The sequence below is a fragment of the Longimicrobium sp. genome, assembly GCF_036280135.1.
Taxonomy (GTDB): Bacteria; Gemmatimonadota; Gemmatimonadetes; order Longimicrobiales; family Longimicrobiaceae; genus Longimicrobium.
On sequence record NZ_DASURI010000505.1, the window covers coordinates 1 to 15,516 of the forward strand.

The window sequence follows — 15,516 nt, forward strand, 5'->3', positions numbered from 1 at the left end:
CGACCCCACGAGGCTCCATGCGCCGCACCCGCCCCATCCTCGCCACCACCGTTCTCGCCGCCGCGCTCGCGGGCTGCCTGTCGCCCAGCGACGCGGACCCGTCCGCCCGCGCCGCGGGGGCGGAGATCTTCGCCAGTCACGGCGCCACGCAGCCGCCCGTTTCCAACGTGACGCCGCTGCCGGACGGCGGCTTCCGCTTTACGAGCACGGCCCTGCTGGACGCGCCGGAGGGGGCCGCGTGGGCCCGCATCGGCGACATCCGCACGCTGCTGGAGATTGCCCTGCCCGCCGCCACCGACTTCCAGTGGCTGGACGGCGGCAACCCGGGGCGGGTGCCGTCGCGCTACTCGTTCCAGGCGCTGGGCGCCACGGTGGTGGAAGAGGTCACCCTGCGCGACGTGCGCGAACGGGTGTTCGGCTATCGCGTGGTCTTTCCCACGCTCGGCCTGCGGAGCTACACGGCGACCATCTCGCTGGACCCGGCGGACAACACGCACACCGTCATCACCTTCACTCGCGACATCACGTTCGACGATCCGTCGGCGGTGGACACGTGGGCCGCGCTGTTCGAGCAGGAGATCGCGGACATCCAGGCGTACTTCGCGGACCCGCCGCGCTGACGGCCGCGGCGTCCGGAAGAAACGCGGGCTCCCGGGGCAGTCGCCCCGGGAGCCCGCGCGCGTCGTGTTCGAATGCGGCCGGACGGCCGCGCTCACGGCGGCTTCATCCGCCGGTCATCCTTCCGGGTCCTCCTCCGGGCAATACTGGCTCATCGGGGGATCGGTGTCGCAGGGACGGGCCGTGGGGCAGTACGTGATGGAAAGCCAGCTGGGGTCGCAGCTCAGGCTGGTCTGGGAACACGTGATGTCCCCCACCGCGGTCATGCAGATGTCCGATTGCGCCGCCAGCACGGTGCCCCGGGCGTCGTGCCCCGGGTCGACTTCGAATCCTTCCACGTGGAGAGCCTCCACGTCCAGCCGCAGCTTGCGCATCCGTTCGCTCCTCGTTGTCGTGTTCTCCCCTATGGACGGGGGAAAGGTAACGTTCGGCTTCCCCGATGCACCATGATTTCCCCACGGCCGCCGAAGGAGCTTGCGGGGCCGGCCGAAGCTTCAGCGGGCGGACGGGTCCGGGCGGGGACCCCGGCGCAGCCGCGGCAGATACATGACTCCCAGGCCCAGGCCCGCCCCCAGGACGTTGAGGATGACGTCGTTGACGTCCGCGGTCCGGTAGCTCCCCCATGCCCTCGAAAGGTACTGGACGAGCTCGATGCCCACCGAAAGCGCCAGCGCTGTCTGCATCCCCCTTCGAACGCGCAGACCGGGCCACACCAGCGGGAGCAGGAGGCCGAACGGAAAGAAGAGGACGACGTTCCCCCGCGCGTTCCTCACGCAGAACGACCGCTCCGTTGAACCCCGGGGCAGGCTCGGGGCGGAGCAGGTGAGCGATGCCGGATCGGGACGGAGCACGAGGGCCGCGGCCTCGGCGCGGGCGCGCGGGCCATGGTTGGGCGTGAGCGTGGCAGAGGCGAGGCCCGACAGGTAGACCACGAACGCCAGGAGCAGCATCTCGCGGCGGACCGACAGGCGGATTCCCGGGCTCCGAACGCGATGGAGCCGAACGGCGAGCCAGCAGGGAACGGCGACCGCGCCCACGGCGAGAAACGGAACGAGCATGGAGCGGTACGGGAGCAGCGGATACATGAACCGGGGGACCATGTCGGCGTCTCGCTGGCTGGGGGAGCTGGCCGCGGCTTCCGTGGGCGGCGTGCGTGGTCGCGGCGTGGATGATCACGGGCACGGATACGGGGACAGGACAGGAACCGGTCCGCCCCGCCCGCATCGCAGCGTCGCGCGCGGGATGCGCGGACCGTCCCCGCGCCTGCCATCCTTCACCGGATCGCAATTGCCGCAACGCAAGTCCCTCTAATCGTCCATGGCCCGGGAGCGCGGCCGCGCCACGCGTTCTCCGGCGCCGATGGCGACAGGGCGGGGGAGGGGCGGGAGCGAGACAGGGCTGGCCCCCGGGTTCGCCGGGCCTCAGTATCACGGGGGGCCCGGCTTCGCCGGAGCCCATGAATCCGGCCCCGGGTCATCGAACCAATCGCGGGACGTCCGCTGCGGCGCGCGGACCCTTCATGCACGCCCTGAAAATCCTGGCCAGCCCCCTGGTCCTTTACGTCACCCCCACGACCCGGATGAATGGCGATGCCTTCTCGTACGGCGGATGGCATATCCAAGGTCAAGGTCCTGTTCCTTGCCGCCGATCCCCGGTCCCCGGACGCGGGCCGGTCCCGCGGCACCCCGCATCCCCGGCTGCGCATTGACGAGGAGCTCCGCGAGATCGGCGACAAGGTCCGGGCGGCGGAGTACCGGGACCTGCTGGAGTTCACCCCCCAGCTGGCCGTCCGCGCGGACGACCTGCTGCAGGCGCTGAACCGCTTTCGCCCGCAGGTGGTGCACTTCAGCGGGCACGGCAGCGCGGCCGGCGAGATCCTCGTGGAGGGAAAGCACGGGGCGTCCCACGCCATCTCCCCCGGCGCACTGGGCAGCCTGTTCCGGACCCTCAAGGACGACATCCGCGTCGTCGTGCTGAACGCCTGCTACACGGAGGCCCAGGCCCGGGGGATCGTGGGGGTGATCGACTGCGCCATCGGCATGCGGCGCGAGTTCAGCGACGAGGCCGCCATCACCTTTGCCGCGTCGTTCTACCGGGCGCTGGGATTCGGGCGCTCGGTCCAGGACGCGTTCGACCAGGGAACCGCCGCCCTGCAGCTGGAAGACATCCGGGAGCACGGCACGCCGCGGCTGCTGGTGCGCGAGGGCGTGGATCCCGCCCGGGTGTTCCTGGTGAACGGGTCCGGCGCGCATCCCCCGGGCGGGGAGCGCGAGGCGGTCCCGGTCCATCCGCCCGTCTCCCCCGGCGCGGACCCCGACGCCGGGAGCGCGGCCCGGGCGCGCGACCTGTACCTGGAAGACCTGATCGCGGACCACGGCAGGATCAGCTTTCCCGCGTTCGGGGGCGACCTGCGGCCCACGGCGGTAGACCTGGAGAAGCTGTTCGTGGGGCTGCGCGGCGAGATCAGCACGCGGCCGCAGCGCGTGGCCGCCGGGCGGGACGCCGCCGTTCTCCGCGAGCAGGCGGGCTTTGACGAGGCCCGCTACCTGGCCGGGCGCCGGCACGCCCGCGAGACCCGCACGCCCCAGGAGGCGCGCTCGGAACGGGCGTCGCTGAACTTTGCGCAGGCCGTCAGGGCGGTCGCCTCCATCGACTTCCGGCTCGTGATCCTGGGCGACCCGGGCAGCGGAAAGACCACCATCGCCCGGTGGCTGGCCATCCACATGGCCGCCGCGCTGCGGGACGGCCACCCGCACCTGTCCATCCAGCGGAGCGACGTGTTCGCCGAGGAAAAGGACCAGGCGGGCGCGCCCGTCGTCATCCCCGGCACCCGGCTTCCCGTGCTGGTGCGCGTCTCGGAGTACGCGGAGTTCCTGCTGGGCCGCGACGCGCTGGACGATGGGGCCGACCTGCACGCCTACGTCACGGGGCGCGTGCTCCAGGCCGTTTCGCCGGGAGCGCACCGGGCGGCGCTCCGGCGGTACCTGGAGGCCATGGACCGCGAGGGGCGGCTCCTGGTGATCCTGGATGGGCTGGACGAGCTGCCGGACGCGGCGCACGCCCACCACGGCCTGGGGCTGCCCCGGTGGAAGGAACGCATCCGCGACACGGTGCTGGAGCAGATCCGCGGCCTGGCGCAGGCGTTTCGCCCGGGGGTGGACGGCGCGGGGGTGCCGCTGCCGCGCAACGCCCTGCTGGTGACCTCGCGCATCAAGGGGTACGACTTCAACAGCCTGCTGCCGGGCGAGCTCACGCACTTTACCATCGAGCCCATGCGGGGGGCGGAGCGGCGGGAGTTCTTTCGCCACTGGACGGGGGCCGTGGTCGCGGGCGGGGCCGACCAGGCGCTGGGCCCGTCTGCGGAGCGCTTTTGCGACGTGCTGCGCCGCGAGGTGGACGCGGACCCGCGGCTGAGCCGCGAGGTGACCACGCCGCAGATCGCGGGCCTCGTGGCGTCGGTGGCGCTCAGCTCCTGGCGCGTGCTGCCGGAGCAGGAGCGGGGCGACCCGGAGCGGCTGGGCCGCGTGCTTCCCAAGTCGCGCACGGAGATCTACGGCCACGCCGTGGACCTGCTGCTGGAGCGCTGGCAGCACGAGCGGAGCTGGGCCCCCGGGACCACGGACGAGGCGCTGGGCCGGCTGGTGCGGGAGCGCGGCCAGCTGCTGCGCGTGCTGAAGGAGGTGGCCCTGGCCATCCACGAGGACCGCGAGCTGCAGACCGGCGACGTGGACGAGCGGCGGCTGGGGCGCATCGTGGAGGAGGTGGCGAAGCGGCTGCGCATCCCGTGGGAGGGGGTGTGCGACACGGTGGAGACGTTCACGCGCTTCATGATCCCGCTGCTGGCCCAGCACTCGGGGTTCCTGGTGCAGCGCGCCCACCGCGTGTTCGCCTTTCAGCACCGCAGCATCCAGGAGTACCTGGCGGGGCGCCTGCTGGCGGAGGGCAACGCGGCCGACGGCACCCGCGAGGGCGACTGGGCGCGGCTGCGCGGGTTCCTGCGCAGCCCCCAGCAGCTCATCCAGTGGCGCGAGGTTACCTGGCACGGGCTGGCGCACCTGCAGCTGCTGGACCCCGCCGGCTTTCGGCGGCTGGCCGCGGAGAGCCTGGCCGCCGAGGTGAGCGAGGCGCCGCCGTTTCCCGTTACGCTCCTGCTGCTGCTGGAGGCCGCCCCCACGCTGCCCCGGCCCGAGGATCCGGAGTTCGTGCAGCTGCTGGCGCGCCACGTCCTGGTCGCCTTTTCGCGCGACGCCCACCTGCGCGAGCCGCTGTGGCCGGCCTTTCGTGCCGCCCTGCTGCGGCTGCCCCCGCAGCTCGTCTCCACGGGGCTTACGGTGGCGCTGGAGGAGATCGGCGCCGGCGTGGCGGCCGGCGCCGCCGAGATCCTCGTGCGGCTGGGCGCCATCCGGCCCCTGACGGAATGGGTGAGCCCCGCCATGGTGGAGCTGCTGGTCCGCGCGCGCCACGTGGACGACGAAGCGCTCGGCTGGCCCGTCCACCGCTGCCTGGCGCTGGTGCTGACGGCGATGGAAGACTCCGATTTGCTGGACCAGGTGGCGGAGCTCGGGGCCGACCGGGGCCGCGCGCGGCTGGCGCACCCGGCCTGCCAGGCGGCGCTGCAGCGCGAGGCCGTGTTCGCGCGCAGGACGCTGGCGCTCACCGCGTGCATCGACTACCGCGACTCGGTCTACCTGTCGCAGTACCGACTGTTCGAGAAGTTCCTGGTGCTGGACGACGGGGTGCGCGACGCTTGGCTTCCCTTTCTGCAGGACTACTGGGGCGAAGGCGACGCCATCTACGGCATCGCCGTGCACATGGACTCGGACTTCGGGCGCGCCTCGGCGCAGGCACGGGTGCCGCCGTCACTCGGCTGGCGGTACGCGCTCTCCGTCAATCCGCGCCTTTCCCCCGAGGTCTTCGACTTTCCCGACGGCGAGCCCGGATGGGGCACGCGCCTGCGCTCCCTTGGCCAGTACTTCCTCACCATGAACAACGAGGAGCGCTACCTCCTGCTCGTGGCCGAGTCGGGGGCGGACGTGACGGGGCTGTCCACGCAGGCGCGGAACCCGGCGTTCATCCGGCTGCTCCGGCAGCGCGCGGCGCTGCTGGAGGACGGCATTCACCGGGGCACGCCGGCGCTCTTTGGCCTGCTCCAGCGGACAGGCGTGCAGACGGCCGACACGCGCACGGCGGTGTCGTTCTGGCGAATCGCGCTCAAGGCCGTGGTCCGGGCCCTGAGCACCGTGAACCCGGTGAACGTGGCCGTGCTGCCGCAGCGCTTTCCGTACCTGCGGCAGGACGGTGCCGCGCTGGCGGAGTGGTGGGTGTTCGCCTGCAACGGCCTGCTGCTGGAGGAAACGAGCGCGCGCAACCTGACGCAGGACGGGGCCGCGGTCCTGGAGCGGTACGGCGCGGCGCTGGCCCGGGACCGAAGCTGGCTGCACGCCGCCTGCGAGCTGGCCACTGCGGGCGCGCTGTCCAACCGGCAGAACGCCGCCGCCGTCTCCGTGGAGTGGTTCTACCCGCAGCCGCCGGAGAACCTGGGACCGGACGACGTTCCCTTCCACGCCCTCACGGTCTTCAGCCGCTCCCCCTGGCACGCCGTGCCGCTCACCCGGCCCCTGGTGGAGGCGCTGCTGTCGCGCGTGGAAACCGAGCTTCCCGCACTCGCCGCCGAGTGCCGGGCGATCCGGTGGATGGTGGGCGGGCCGGGGCCGGGATCCACGCGGTGCATCGCCGACGACGCGCTCATCGGCTTCGAGGAGCGCATCCTCCAGACCACCGCGGAGATGGAATCCCCGCTCCACCGCGCCCGCTTCCTGGTGCGGATGCTTCCCTACGCCCCGGAAGACGACCTGGCGCGGGTCCGTGCCGCGCTGACGGCCGCGGTGGACGCCATCGTCGATCCGCATGCCCGACTGCTGGTGCTGGAGCAGCTGCACCGTGCCACGCTGGAGCTGTTTCTGGACGAGAAAGCGGACTGGAATGCGGCGGTGGAGGTCCGGCGGCAGTGGGAGGCCGCGCTCTCCGCCGTTACCGACCCGGTGCACCGCTCGCTGGCCGTCGCGCGCGCCGTCTTCGCCTCGGAGTTCGGCGAGCGCGTCGGGCTCATCCTCCAGGCGGTGCGCTCCGCGGGAGAGGTCGCCGATCCGCTGCTGGCGGCCGAGACCCTGCGCGAGCTGCTGCCGCTGGCCGAACTGGTCCCCGCGGCGCACCGAAGCTTTGAAAAGCGCGTCAAAGCCATCGAGTCGCCCACCTGTCGCGACTGGGCGCGCGGGCGCGACAGCGGCGCGTTCCGCCAGCTGGCCGGCAAGGCGCTGCCCGAAACGCCGGAGTTCGCCGCGTTCTGCGCCCTGCACACGCGCGTGCTGCTGGAAGAGGCGCTGCTGGCCATGGGCGCGGACCACGGCCCCAACGCCGCGCAGCTGTGGACGCGGTACCTGCGCCGGGAGGCTCCGGTGGGCCCCCTGCTCGCGCTGGGGCGGCTGGAGGCGTTCGACCTCACGCCGATCGTGGGACTGACGATCGACGAGCGGCTGGGTGAGGGGGCGGTTGGCGAGGTGCTGGAGCTGCTGCCACTTTGCGTGAATCCCGCCCCCCAGATGCTCCCCTTCGCCGTGCGCTGGGCGGCGCACGCGGACCCGGGGGTGGCACGATACGGAAAGCTCATCTGCGCCGAGATCCTGGGCCACGTTCCACGTCGCTGGCTGGGCGACTGGGTGGAGCTGGTGGAGCTTCGCGACGACCGCACCCGGTACCGCGCCGTCCAGTGCATCCGCCATCCGCTGGTCACCCCACAGTGGCGGCGCCAGCGGTTCAGCCGGCTGGGCGTGCGGTACCTTCTGGCGTGGGGGCAGGCCGTCCGTGCGGCGCAGGCGCGCGGCAGGGTGGGGGTGAATGATCTCTACTGGTTCGCACAGGACTTCGTGGCGGACAGCCGCGGCGGACTGCAGGCCCTGGTCGACGCCGCCAGAGTAGAAGATGAAACGGCAGAGAACGCGCGGCGGATCATCCGCAGCCTGAAGGTCCTGGACGCCCCGTCGTGGGAGTGCCTGCTGCAGAATCTCGCCGGGGAGACGGAGCCCGCGATGCAGCACACCTTGCTGCGGCTGGTGTTCTTCGCCGCGTACAACAACACGGTGACGGAAGAGCGCTTCCGGGGGATCCGCGAGGCCCTTGCCGCGCCTGCGCTGGCGGAGCTGGTCGCGCGGCCGCACTTCGTCCCCGGCTCCGGCGACTACCTGGCGGTGTTCCAGGAGCTCTGGGAGGCGGGCGGGGGGGCACCCGTGCGCCGCGAAGCCTTCATCGCAGCCATCGAGGCGCGGTGCCCGCTCCGTGTGGCCGACCTGGTGGGGGGAACGCTGGAAGACTTCGTCGCCGGGTGCAGGCGGATCGCGGAATCCCGGCACTTCTTCAACTACGCGCTGGTCCACCAGCTGGGGGCGCAGGTCGAGATCCGATGGGCGGTGGCGGCGCTGGAGTTCTTCCTGGAGTGGCTGTGCGAGCCGGAGCCCGTGTCCGGCCCCTCCGACGATCTGCAGGGCGACCACCGCGACCACCTGCTGCACGTCGCGGCGGCGATCAGCGCGAAGATCCCGTCGCTCATCCGCGGCAACGTGCATCTGCCACCCGGTCTGGAGCCGAGGCTGTGGGAGGCGGCGAAGCATGCGTCCGGATGGCCCGACCGGGTGGCGGCGCTGGAGCTTCTGGTCAGCGTGTCCTCGGCCGGACCGGAGCTCCTGGAGTGCCTGGTGCGCGCGGTGAAGGACACCGCCCCCGTGCGGGCGACGGCGTTCCGTGTGCTGGCCCGTCTGCGCGACGTGAACCACGGCTTCATCCAGGACGTGATCGAGCGGCTGGACGACGAGAGCGGCGTGGTGGCGTACGCCATGGGCCGCGTGCTGAAGAACGCCTACCTGCACGGCGAGACCACGCCCGAGGACCGCGAGCTGATCATCCGCGCGCTCACCCGGGCCAAGGACAGCGAGGGGGCGCGGCGCACCGTCTGGTTCGAGCACCATTCCCGCACCAACCTTCCGCAGCTGCCACGCCTGGACCAGCATTTCGCGCGGCTGCTGGCCGAGATCTGGCTGGGTGATCAGGCCACCACGCTGCAGCAGAGCCAGAGCGGGTGGACGGGCTGGCCGGCCACGCCGCCGTAGGCGCCCTGCGGGGCCGCGCGGCAGCCGCGGCGGGAAAACGAACGCGGGCCGGCATCGCTGCCGGCCCGCTCCGTTCATCCGCCGTCCGTCGGGCTCAGTTCGCCTGGCGTGCGCGGCCGGACTGCACCAGGCGCTGGCGCGACGTGTTGCCCGGCGTGGCGATGTGCGTGGCCGGGTCGTACTCCTTGCCCACGGCCGGGCTGCCCTGCGGCACCCAGATCTGCGTGACCGTGTAGCTGTAGCCCTGCGGCAGGTACCGCACGTAGTACCCGTCCGGGTGCAGCGACCAGCGGCCGCTGGGCACCTCGCGGCTGCCCGGGCCCATGCCCACGGCACCCGTGAGCACCGCCACGCGCTCCATGTCGGCAAAGCTGGCCGTGGGGTCCGCCAGCATGCGGCGCAGGTCCGCCTCGGCCTGCACGATGGCCCGCACCGGGCCGGGCACGCGGTTCATCAGCGCGCCCATCTCGTCGCCGGGGATCAGGTCCAGCGCGCTTCGGTTGAGCTGCGCCAGCTGCTGCGGCGTAAGCAGGCGCGAGGCGATCGCCTTGTGCTGGGTGCTCAGGTCCTCGAACTTGGCGCGGGCGATGATGGCCCACAGCAGCGTCTGGATGTCGTGCTGCGCGATCTCGGGGTGGTTCACCGAGTTGCGCAGGATGGTCATCACGGCGTCCTCGGCCGGGCCCCTGGTAGGCGCGTACAGGTAGCCGTCGCCGCCGCCGGGGCCGTGCGTGCCGGCCTTGAGGCAGTAGCTCTGCGTGTGCATCTCCCAGTAGCCGGGCTGCAGCACGAACCCGCCGTTGGGCGTGCGCTGCAGCTCCAGCATGGAGCGCTTGGCCTCGCGCGGCGTGAAGTTGTCCAGCGAGTCCACCGCCCAGCGCGCGTCTTCCAGGCTGGTGGTGATGGGGTGGTTGCCGCCGGGCAGCAGCTGGTCCACGCTCAGGCGGCCGCCGGTCACACGGCCCACGGCGCCGCGCAGGCGGCCGCCGATCTGGGCGTCAAGGCTGTCGACGGCCGTGGCGCTGGCCAGCAGCGCGAAGGCGGACAGGATTCCAAAGCTGCGAAGGTTCATTCCAACGGTCATGGCGGGTGCCCCGTGAAGGGGTGGAAAATCAGATGCGCCGGTGGCAGATCATCAGGCGCCGCACCAGTTTACATGCGCTCTTCTGCATGCGCCAGGTACGCCTGGACCTCAGGATGATGCGCCGGCCAGCGTGCTCCCGACGTACTCGAACGATAGCCTGCCTCTGCCGGAGGCACATGAGTCGGTTGACCCGGGTCGGTCGACCCATCCACTGCCGGCAGCGGGCGCAGCTCACACCGAAGTGCCTGCGCCCGCGAGTGTTACGGGCGCGTTCGGAAAGAGTTTCGGCGTCATCCGTTCTCCCCTTGAGCCTGCCTGCCCGAGACGCGCGTCAGGAGGCCCGCGGAACGGGGCGGATGACGTTGAACATGGCGCCCTGGGGGTCCTGCAGCAGGGCCCAGCGGCCCACCGTCAGGTCGAACGGCGGATGCAGCACGCGGCCCCCCAGCTCCTCCACGCGGCGCGCCGTCTCGTCCGTGTCGTCCACGGCAAAGTAGGGCGCCCACGCCGTCGGCATGTCGCCCATGTCGGGGGTGATGGGGTACATACCTCCCGCCTGCGCGTCGCCCCGCATGAACATGGTGTAGGGCAGGTTCCCGCCGTCGAACGGCCGCGGCTCCCAGCCGAACAGCCCCGCGTAGAACTCGCCGGCGCGGGCGGTGTCGCGCGTGGACAGCTCGTTCCAGCACATCGTCCCCGGCTCGTCCTTGACCCCCGCGCCGATGTGCCTGCCCGGCTCCCACGCGGCGAACACGGCGCCCGTGGGGTCGGAGAGCAGCGCCATCCGCCCGAAGTCCATCACCTCGAAGGCGTCCGCCAGCACCATCCCGCCCAGGCCGCGTGCCCTGGCGGCGGCCTGCTCCGCGTTCTCGACGGTCACGTAGTTGAGCCACGACGAGGGGATTCCCTGCGACTGCTGCGTGGGATCCATCTTGTACAGCGCGGCGACGTCCCGGCCGTCCTTCTGGAGCATCACGTACACCTCGTCCTCCTCCGGGCCGAAGCGGTCGTGCCGGGCCGTCCAGCCAAAGAGCGCCGTGTAGAACCGCTCCGCCGCCCGCGGGTCGTGCGCGGCCAGGTCGGTCCAGGAAAAGGTGCCGGGCGCATGGGCGGTCATCGTGGGCATGCGGTACCTCCAGGGGTGAAGGATGCGGAGTCGGCGCGCCGCGGGTTCACGCGAGCGGAACCGAAGATAAGCCGAAACAGACGAAGCGTCCAGAGACTTCGTAAACGTGCGCGGAGTGGACGCGAGGTGGTTAGGCTCCAGCGGAGTTGCAGGCTGTCCCCGGCGCGCCGAGGGCCCCCACCCCCCGACCCCCTGCCCCCGCTTCGCGGGGGAGGGGGAGAACTGCGCTTCGCGCGGTCCTTCGCCAGGGTGCAGGAAGCTCGTTGAAGTCTACACCCTCTCCCGCGCCGTTTGCGGGAGAGGGTGCGAGCCTAGGCGAGCGGGTGAGGGCTCGCCGCGCGGCGCAGGCGGTCGCGCACGCCGGCCCACGCGGGCGCGTCCGGCGGCGGCTGCACCCACACGCGCGCATAGCCTCGCTCGTCCAGCTCGTGCAGCAGGGAATACAGCCGCGACGCGTACGTCCGCGGGTCCGCCGGCATCTCCATCACGTCCGCCCCGAAGGGCAGGGCGGGGCGGGGGGCGTCCGGCATCACCAGCACCACTGTCTTCTCCCCGGCGTCAGAGCGGACCTCCGCCGGATCGTTGAACAGGTGCAGCGGCGCGCGGGGCGCGTAGTGCCGGTCCATCATCCCCGGCGAGGGGCGCGCGGCGGTGGCGTGCGGCTCGGCCGAGGGCAGGGCCACCTCGCCGATCACGGGGCGCAGGTCATCCACCGAGATCGTCCCCGGACGCAGCAGCGTGGGCACGCCGCCGACGAGGCTGAGCACGGTGGACTCGATGCCCACGGGGCAGGGGCCGCCGTCCACGATCACGTCCACCCGCTCGCCCAGGCTGCGCGCCACGTGCTGCGCCGTCGTGGGGGACACCTCCGTGGAGCGGTTGGCGCTGGGCGCCGCCACGGGAACGCCGGCCGCGCGCAGCAGGGCGTGCGCCACCGGGTGCGCGGGAACGCGGAGCGCCACGCTGGGCAGGCCGGCCGTGACGGAATCCGGAACGGACGGGTGCCTGGGGACCACGAGCGTCAGCGGGCCGGGCCAGAAGGCGGCGGCCAGCGCGTCCGCCTCCGCGGGCCAGGCCGACGAGAGGGCGCGGGCGGCGTCGGCGTCCGCCACGTGGACGATGAGCGGGTTGTATCCCGGGCGGCCCTTGGCGGCGTAGATGCGCGCCACGGCGGCGGGGTCCAGGGCGTGCGCGCCCAGGCCGTACACCGTCTCCGTGGGGAACGCCACGAGGCCGCCGCGGCGCAGCGTCTCGGCGGCCGGGGCGAGCGCCGCCGCGTCGGGCCGGGCGGGATCTACGGGGAGCAGAATCATGGATCGGTCAGCGCGCTGCAACCGTGCCGGACCGGCGCGAAGCCGGGGCGCAAGTGCAAGCCAGGGGCCGCCGTAGACGGGCCCCTCGGGTGCGCGGAAAGCGGGTACGGGAGTTGCCTCAGCGACGGGACGAGAGCGTCGGCGGCGGAGCGGCGAGCTGCCCCCCGATCCGGACCGGCGATCAGCACAGGGAATGGCCGCGCGCGGCGGCGGGAGGACGCGATGTTCTGGATGTTCATGACGGCGCTCTGGGTGGTGATGCTGCTGGCGCCGCTGGCGCTGCTCGTGGCCCTGCTGCCTTCCGGCCGCGACTGTCCGCGGTGCGGTGGAGAGACCCTGCTGCTGCGACACCGGATGCTCGGGGCCGTGCGCCGCTTCATGGGACGCCGCTGGTGCACCGCTTGCGGGTGGGAGGGGATGATGCGCTACTCGCACCGCCACCCCGCCCCCGTGCTGGAGCTGGCCGAGGTCCGCGACGAGGCCGACGACGACGCCGTGTGGCGCGGCGAGCAGGGCGGCACCGTCTTCTAGCCGCCGCCCCGGCTGATCGCCGCTCTCAATGCCCGCCGCGGATGCCCATGCGTCCGCGGCGGGCGTCTCTTTTTCGGGGAGGGCCGTCCCCCAACCGGAGCGAATGAATTCGCCGCTGGAAATTCGCGAAGTCCGCCGTCGCGGACTGCCCCAGCACGGGTCGGGCACCGTACACCGAAGCCACGAACCAGCCGTTGAAGCCTCACGCAGTTTGTGAGGCTTTCCGCAGTCGTTGCGGCGGCTTCAGCCGCTCCGGCGAGGGCTGGGGATGCGCACCCGACCTTTCCCGATGCGCATCCCCGCGGTTACGCCGTCACATCCCCCCGCCCACCACCACCCGCACCAGCCGCTCGGGGTCAAAGCACCGCCGCGCGATCCGCAGCACGTCCTCCGCCGTCACGGCCTCGATGCGGTCGGCGTAGCGGTCCCAGTAGTCGTCCGGCAGCCCGAACGCCTCCACCGTCACGAACCGGCCCGCCAGCCCGCCGGGCGTCTCGAACATCCGCGGCAGCGACAGGATCAGCGCGTCCTTGGCCCGGCGCAGCTCGTCGTCCGGCACCACGGCCTCCGTCATCCGCCGCATCTCGCCCAGCATCTCCCGCACGGCGTCCGCCGTCACCTCCACGTCCACGGCCGTGCTGGCCTCCCATCCCCCCAGCGCCAGGCCGGGGTGAAAAGCGCTGCGGGCGCCGTACGTCCACCCCTTGTCCTCGCGCAGGTTGGCGCCCAGGCGGCCCGTGATGGTGGACCCGCCCAGGATGTAGTTGGCCACGGCCCCGGCCAGCCAGTCGTCCGAGCGGCGGTCCAGCCCCGGCCCCGCGATGCGGATCTCCGACTGCGCCGCATCCTCCCACGGCGTCACGACGTCGCGGCCGGCGTTCTCCGGCGCGTGCGTGCCCGCGGGATAGACGACGGGCGGTGCCTCGCCCGTCCAGTCCGCGAACCCCGCCTCCAGCCGGGCGCGCAACTCCGCCGTGTCGAAGTCGCCCGCCGCCACGATGAACGCGCCGCGGGGGCGGTAGCGCTCGGCGTGAAACGCGGCCAGCGTGTCGCGCGGCACCGTGCGGATGCCCTCCGGCGTACCGAACGACGGGTGCCCGTACGGGTGGCCGGGGCCGAACACCTCCAGCGCGGCGCGGTCGTCCGCCACGTTGGCCGGCTCGTCGCCGCGGGCGATGAGCGCGTCCAGCGACTCGGCGCGCACGCGCTCCGTCTCCTTCTCGGGGAACGCGGGACGGGTGACCACCTCGGCCAGCAGGGCGATCCCCTCCTCCAGCGTCTCGGACAGGAGGATGGCCTCCACCTCGGCGAAGTCGTGCCCCACGTTGGCGTGCATGGCCGCGCCCAGCAGGTCCAGCCGCGCGTTGAGCTCGTCCGCGCTCATGGACTGCGTGCCCTCCGTCAGCAGGTGCGCCACGAGCGACGCCGTGCCGGGGTGCTGGGGCGGATCCGCCGCGCCGCCGGCCGGCAGCGCCAGGCGCAGCACCACCTGCGGAATGCCGTGCTTGGGGAGCGCGACCACGCGCAGCCCGTTGGCCATCGTCCACCGCTCGGGGGCGGGAACCCGGGGGCGGGGCGGCGCGCCGGGGACGGGCGGCGGAAGGATGGCGAGCGTCTCAGGCGGCATCGGCCACCTCCTCGTCGTCCATCTCCGCGTCCGACTCCGGCCCGGGCACCACGACGAGCGTGGCCGCGCGGTCCGGCGCCAGGTATCGGGCGGCCACGCGCCGCACGTCCTCGGGCGTCACGCGCTCGTACGCCGCCATCACCCCGTTCAGCCGGTCCGGGTCGCCCAGGACGGTGGCGGCGTAGGCCAGGGCGTCGGCGCGCTCCTCCACCGTGGCCATCTCGCTGGCGTGGTCCCGGCGGGCGCGGCGCACGGCACCCGTCACCTCGTCGTCCGTCACCCCGTCGCGCGCCACGTCGTCCAGCACGCGGCGGAGGGTGGACTCCAGCGCTTCCGGCTCCACCTCCGACCGCGCTGTCGCAACCAGGCCGAACAGGCCGCAGAGGGCCGTGGGATACAGGTACGTGTCGGCGTCCTGCGCCAGCCGGCCGTCACGGACCAGGGCGCGCTGCAGGCGCGAGCTGTCGCCGTCCGCCAGCAGGTAGGCCAGCACGTCCAGCGGCACCCAGTCCTCGTGCCCGTAGCCCGGGACGGCGAACGCCTGGAACACGCGGGGAAAGGAGACGTCGTCCTCCATCACCTCGCGGGGCACGCGGGGCGGGGGCGGCAGCTCGACCGCCTCCGGGCGCGGCGCGGGCGCGGGCCCGGCCGGCAGGTCGCCGAAGTACTGTTCGGCGAGCGCGAAGGCCCGCTCCGGCTCGATGTCGCCCGCGAAGACGAGCACCGCGTTGCCGGGCGTGTAGTACGTCTGATAGAATGCGCGCGCGTCCTCCAGCGTGATCTGCTCCAGGTCGCGCATGTAGCCGATGGTGGGCCACGAGTACGGGTGGTGCGGGGGGAAGAGCATCTCGTGCAGCCGCTCGTCGGCCAGGCCGTACGGGCGGTTCTCGTACGACTGGCGGCGCTCGTTGATCACCACGCCGCGCTGCACCTCCAGCACCTCGGTGGTGATGGCGGGAAGCTGAAAGGCCATGCGGTCGCGCTCCAGCCAGAGCGGCATCTCCACGGCGGTGCTGGGGACGGTCTCGTAGTAGTTGGTGCGGTCCAGCCAGGTGCTG

The 15,516-nt window shown here is 72.7% G+C and carries 10 protein-coding genes; 3 read left to right on the forward strand and 7 right to left on the reverse strand.

What is annotated here, in order from left to right; all coding sequences use genetic code 11:
• The coding region (locus tag VFZ20_RS16305) for an SRPBCC family protein (RefSeq protein WP_329684970.1) at positions 1-620 on the forward strand (620 nt) is incomplete at its 5' end.
• A 114-nt stretch (positions 621-734) separates the two neighbouring features.
• On the opposite strand, the gene VFZ20_RS16310 is transcribed toward VFZ20_RS16305, so the two are convergent.
• Positions 735-992: a hypothetical protein gene (locus VFZ20_RS16310; protein ID WP_329684971.1), complete on the reverse strand. Its 258-nt coding sequence runs from the start codon at positions 990-992 to the stop codon at positions 735-737.
• A 120-nt stretch (positions 993-1,112) separates the two neighbouring features.
• The gene (locus VFZ20_RS16315; protein WP_329684972.1) at positions 1,113-1,718 is read right to left on the reverse strand and encodes a VanZ family protein; all 606 of its coding nucleotides are present in this window, start codon (positions 1,716-1,718) and stop codon (positions 1,113-1,115) included.
• A gap of 489 nt (positions 1,719-2,207) precedes the next feature.
• Here VFZ20_RS16315 and VFZ20_RS16320 point away from each other — a divergent pair, with 489 nt between their 5' ends.
• Positions 2,208-8,777 (forward strand): CHAT domain-containing protein, encoded by a 6,570-nt coding sequence (locus VFZ20_RS16320; protein ID WP_329684973.1) that lies wholly within the window; start codon positions 2,208-2,210, stop codon positions 8,775-8,777.
• 94 nt (positions 8,778-8,871) lie between these two features.
• On the opposite strand, the gene VFZ20_RS16325 is transcribed toward VFZ20_RS16320, so the two are convergent.
• The 3 genes from VFZ20_RS16325 to VFZ20_RS16335 all read right to left on the reverse strand — a co-directional run bounded on the left by VFZ20_RS16325 (position 8,872) and on the right by VFZ20_RS16335 (position 12,300).
• A complete protein-coding gene (locus VFZ20_RS16325) occupies positions 8,872-9,849 on the reverse strand; it encodes a hypothetical protein (protein ID WP_329684974.1) in 978 nt (325 codons plus the stop codon).
• Between the two features lie 343 nt (positions 9,850-10,192).
• On the reverse strand, positions 10,193-10,987 hold the full coding sequence (locus VFZ20_RS16330) for a VOC family protein (protein ID WP_329684975.1): 795 nt from the start codon (positions 10,985-10,987) through the stop codon (positions 10,193-10,195).
• Positions 10,988-11,298: 311 nt separating this feature from the next.
• Positions 11,299-12,300, reverse strand: a complete 1,002-nt coding sequence (locus VFZ20_RS16335; protein WP_329684976.1) for an L-threonylcarbamoyladenylate synthase — start codon at positions 12,298-12,300, stop codon at positions 11,299-11,301.
• A 222-nt stretch (positions 12,301-12,522) separates the two neighbouring features.
• Here VFZ20_RS16335 and VFZ20_RS16340 point away from each other — a divergent pair, with 222 nt between their 5' ends.
• Positions 12,523-12,831: a hypothetical protein gene (locus VFZ20_RS16340; RefSeq protein WP_329684977.1), complete on the forward strand. Its 309-nt coding sequence runs from the start codon at positions 12,523-12,525 to the stop codon at positions 12,829-12,831.
• Positions 12,832-13,144: 313 nt separating this feature from the next.
• Here the strand turns inward: VFZ20_RS16340 and VFZ20_RS16345 are convergent, their stop codons facing one another.
• Complete coding sequence (locus tag VFZ20_RS16345) at positions 13,145-14,458, reverse strand: pitrilysin family protein (RefSeq protein WP_329684978.1); 1,314 nt, start codon at positions 14,456-14,458, stop codon at positions 13,145-13,147.
• Positions 14,448-15,516: pitrilysin family protein (locus VFZ20_RS16350; RefSeq protein WP_329684979.1), on the reverse strand; the 1,069-nt coding region annotated here is incomplete at its 5' end. The genes VFZ20_RS16350 and VFZ20_RS16345, both read right to left, overlap by 11 nt.

What these genes read in the sequence shown, in the direction of transcription:
- VFZ20_RS16310 (WP_329684971.1), bottom strand. Translation starts at nt 992, where the DNA reads ATGCGCAAGCTGCGGCTGGACGTGGAGGCTCTCCACGTGGAAGGATTC.
- VFZ20_RS16315 (WP_329684972.1), bottom strand. Translation starts at nt 1,718, where the DNA reads ATGGTCCCCCGGTTCATGTATCCGCTGCTCCCGTACCGCTCCATGCTC.
- VFZ20_RS16320 (WP_329684973.1), top strand. Translation starts at nt 2,208, where the DNA reads ATGCCTTCTCGTACGGCGGATGGCATATCCAAGGTCAAGGTCCTGTTC.
- VFZ20_RS16325 (WP_329684974.1), bottom strand. Translation starts at nt 9,849, where the DNA reads ATGAACCTTCGCAGCTTTGGAATCCTGTCCGCCTTCGCGCTGCTGGCC.
- VFZ20_RS16330 (WP_329684975.1), bottom strand. Translation starts at nt 10,987, where the DNA reads ATGCCCACGATGACCGCCCATGCGCCCGGCACCTTTTCCTGGACCGAC.
- VFZ20_RS16335 (WP_329684976.1), bottom strand. Translation starts at nt 12,300, where the DNA reads ATGATTCTGCTCCCCGTAGATCCCGCCCGGCCCGACGCGGCGGCGCTC.
- VFZ20_RS16340 (WP_329684977.1), top strand. Translation starts at nt 12,523, where the DNA reads ATGTTCTGGATGTTCATGACGGCGCTCTGGGTGGTGATGCTGCTGGCG.
- VFZ20_RS16345 (WP_329684978.1), bottom strand. Translation starts at nt 14,458, where the DNA reads ATGCCGCCTGAGACGCTCGCCATCCTTCCGCCGCCCGTCCCCGGCGCG.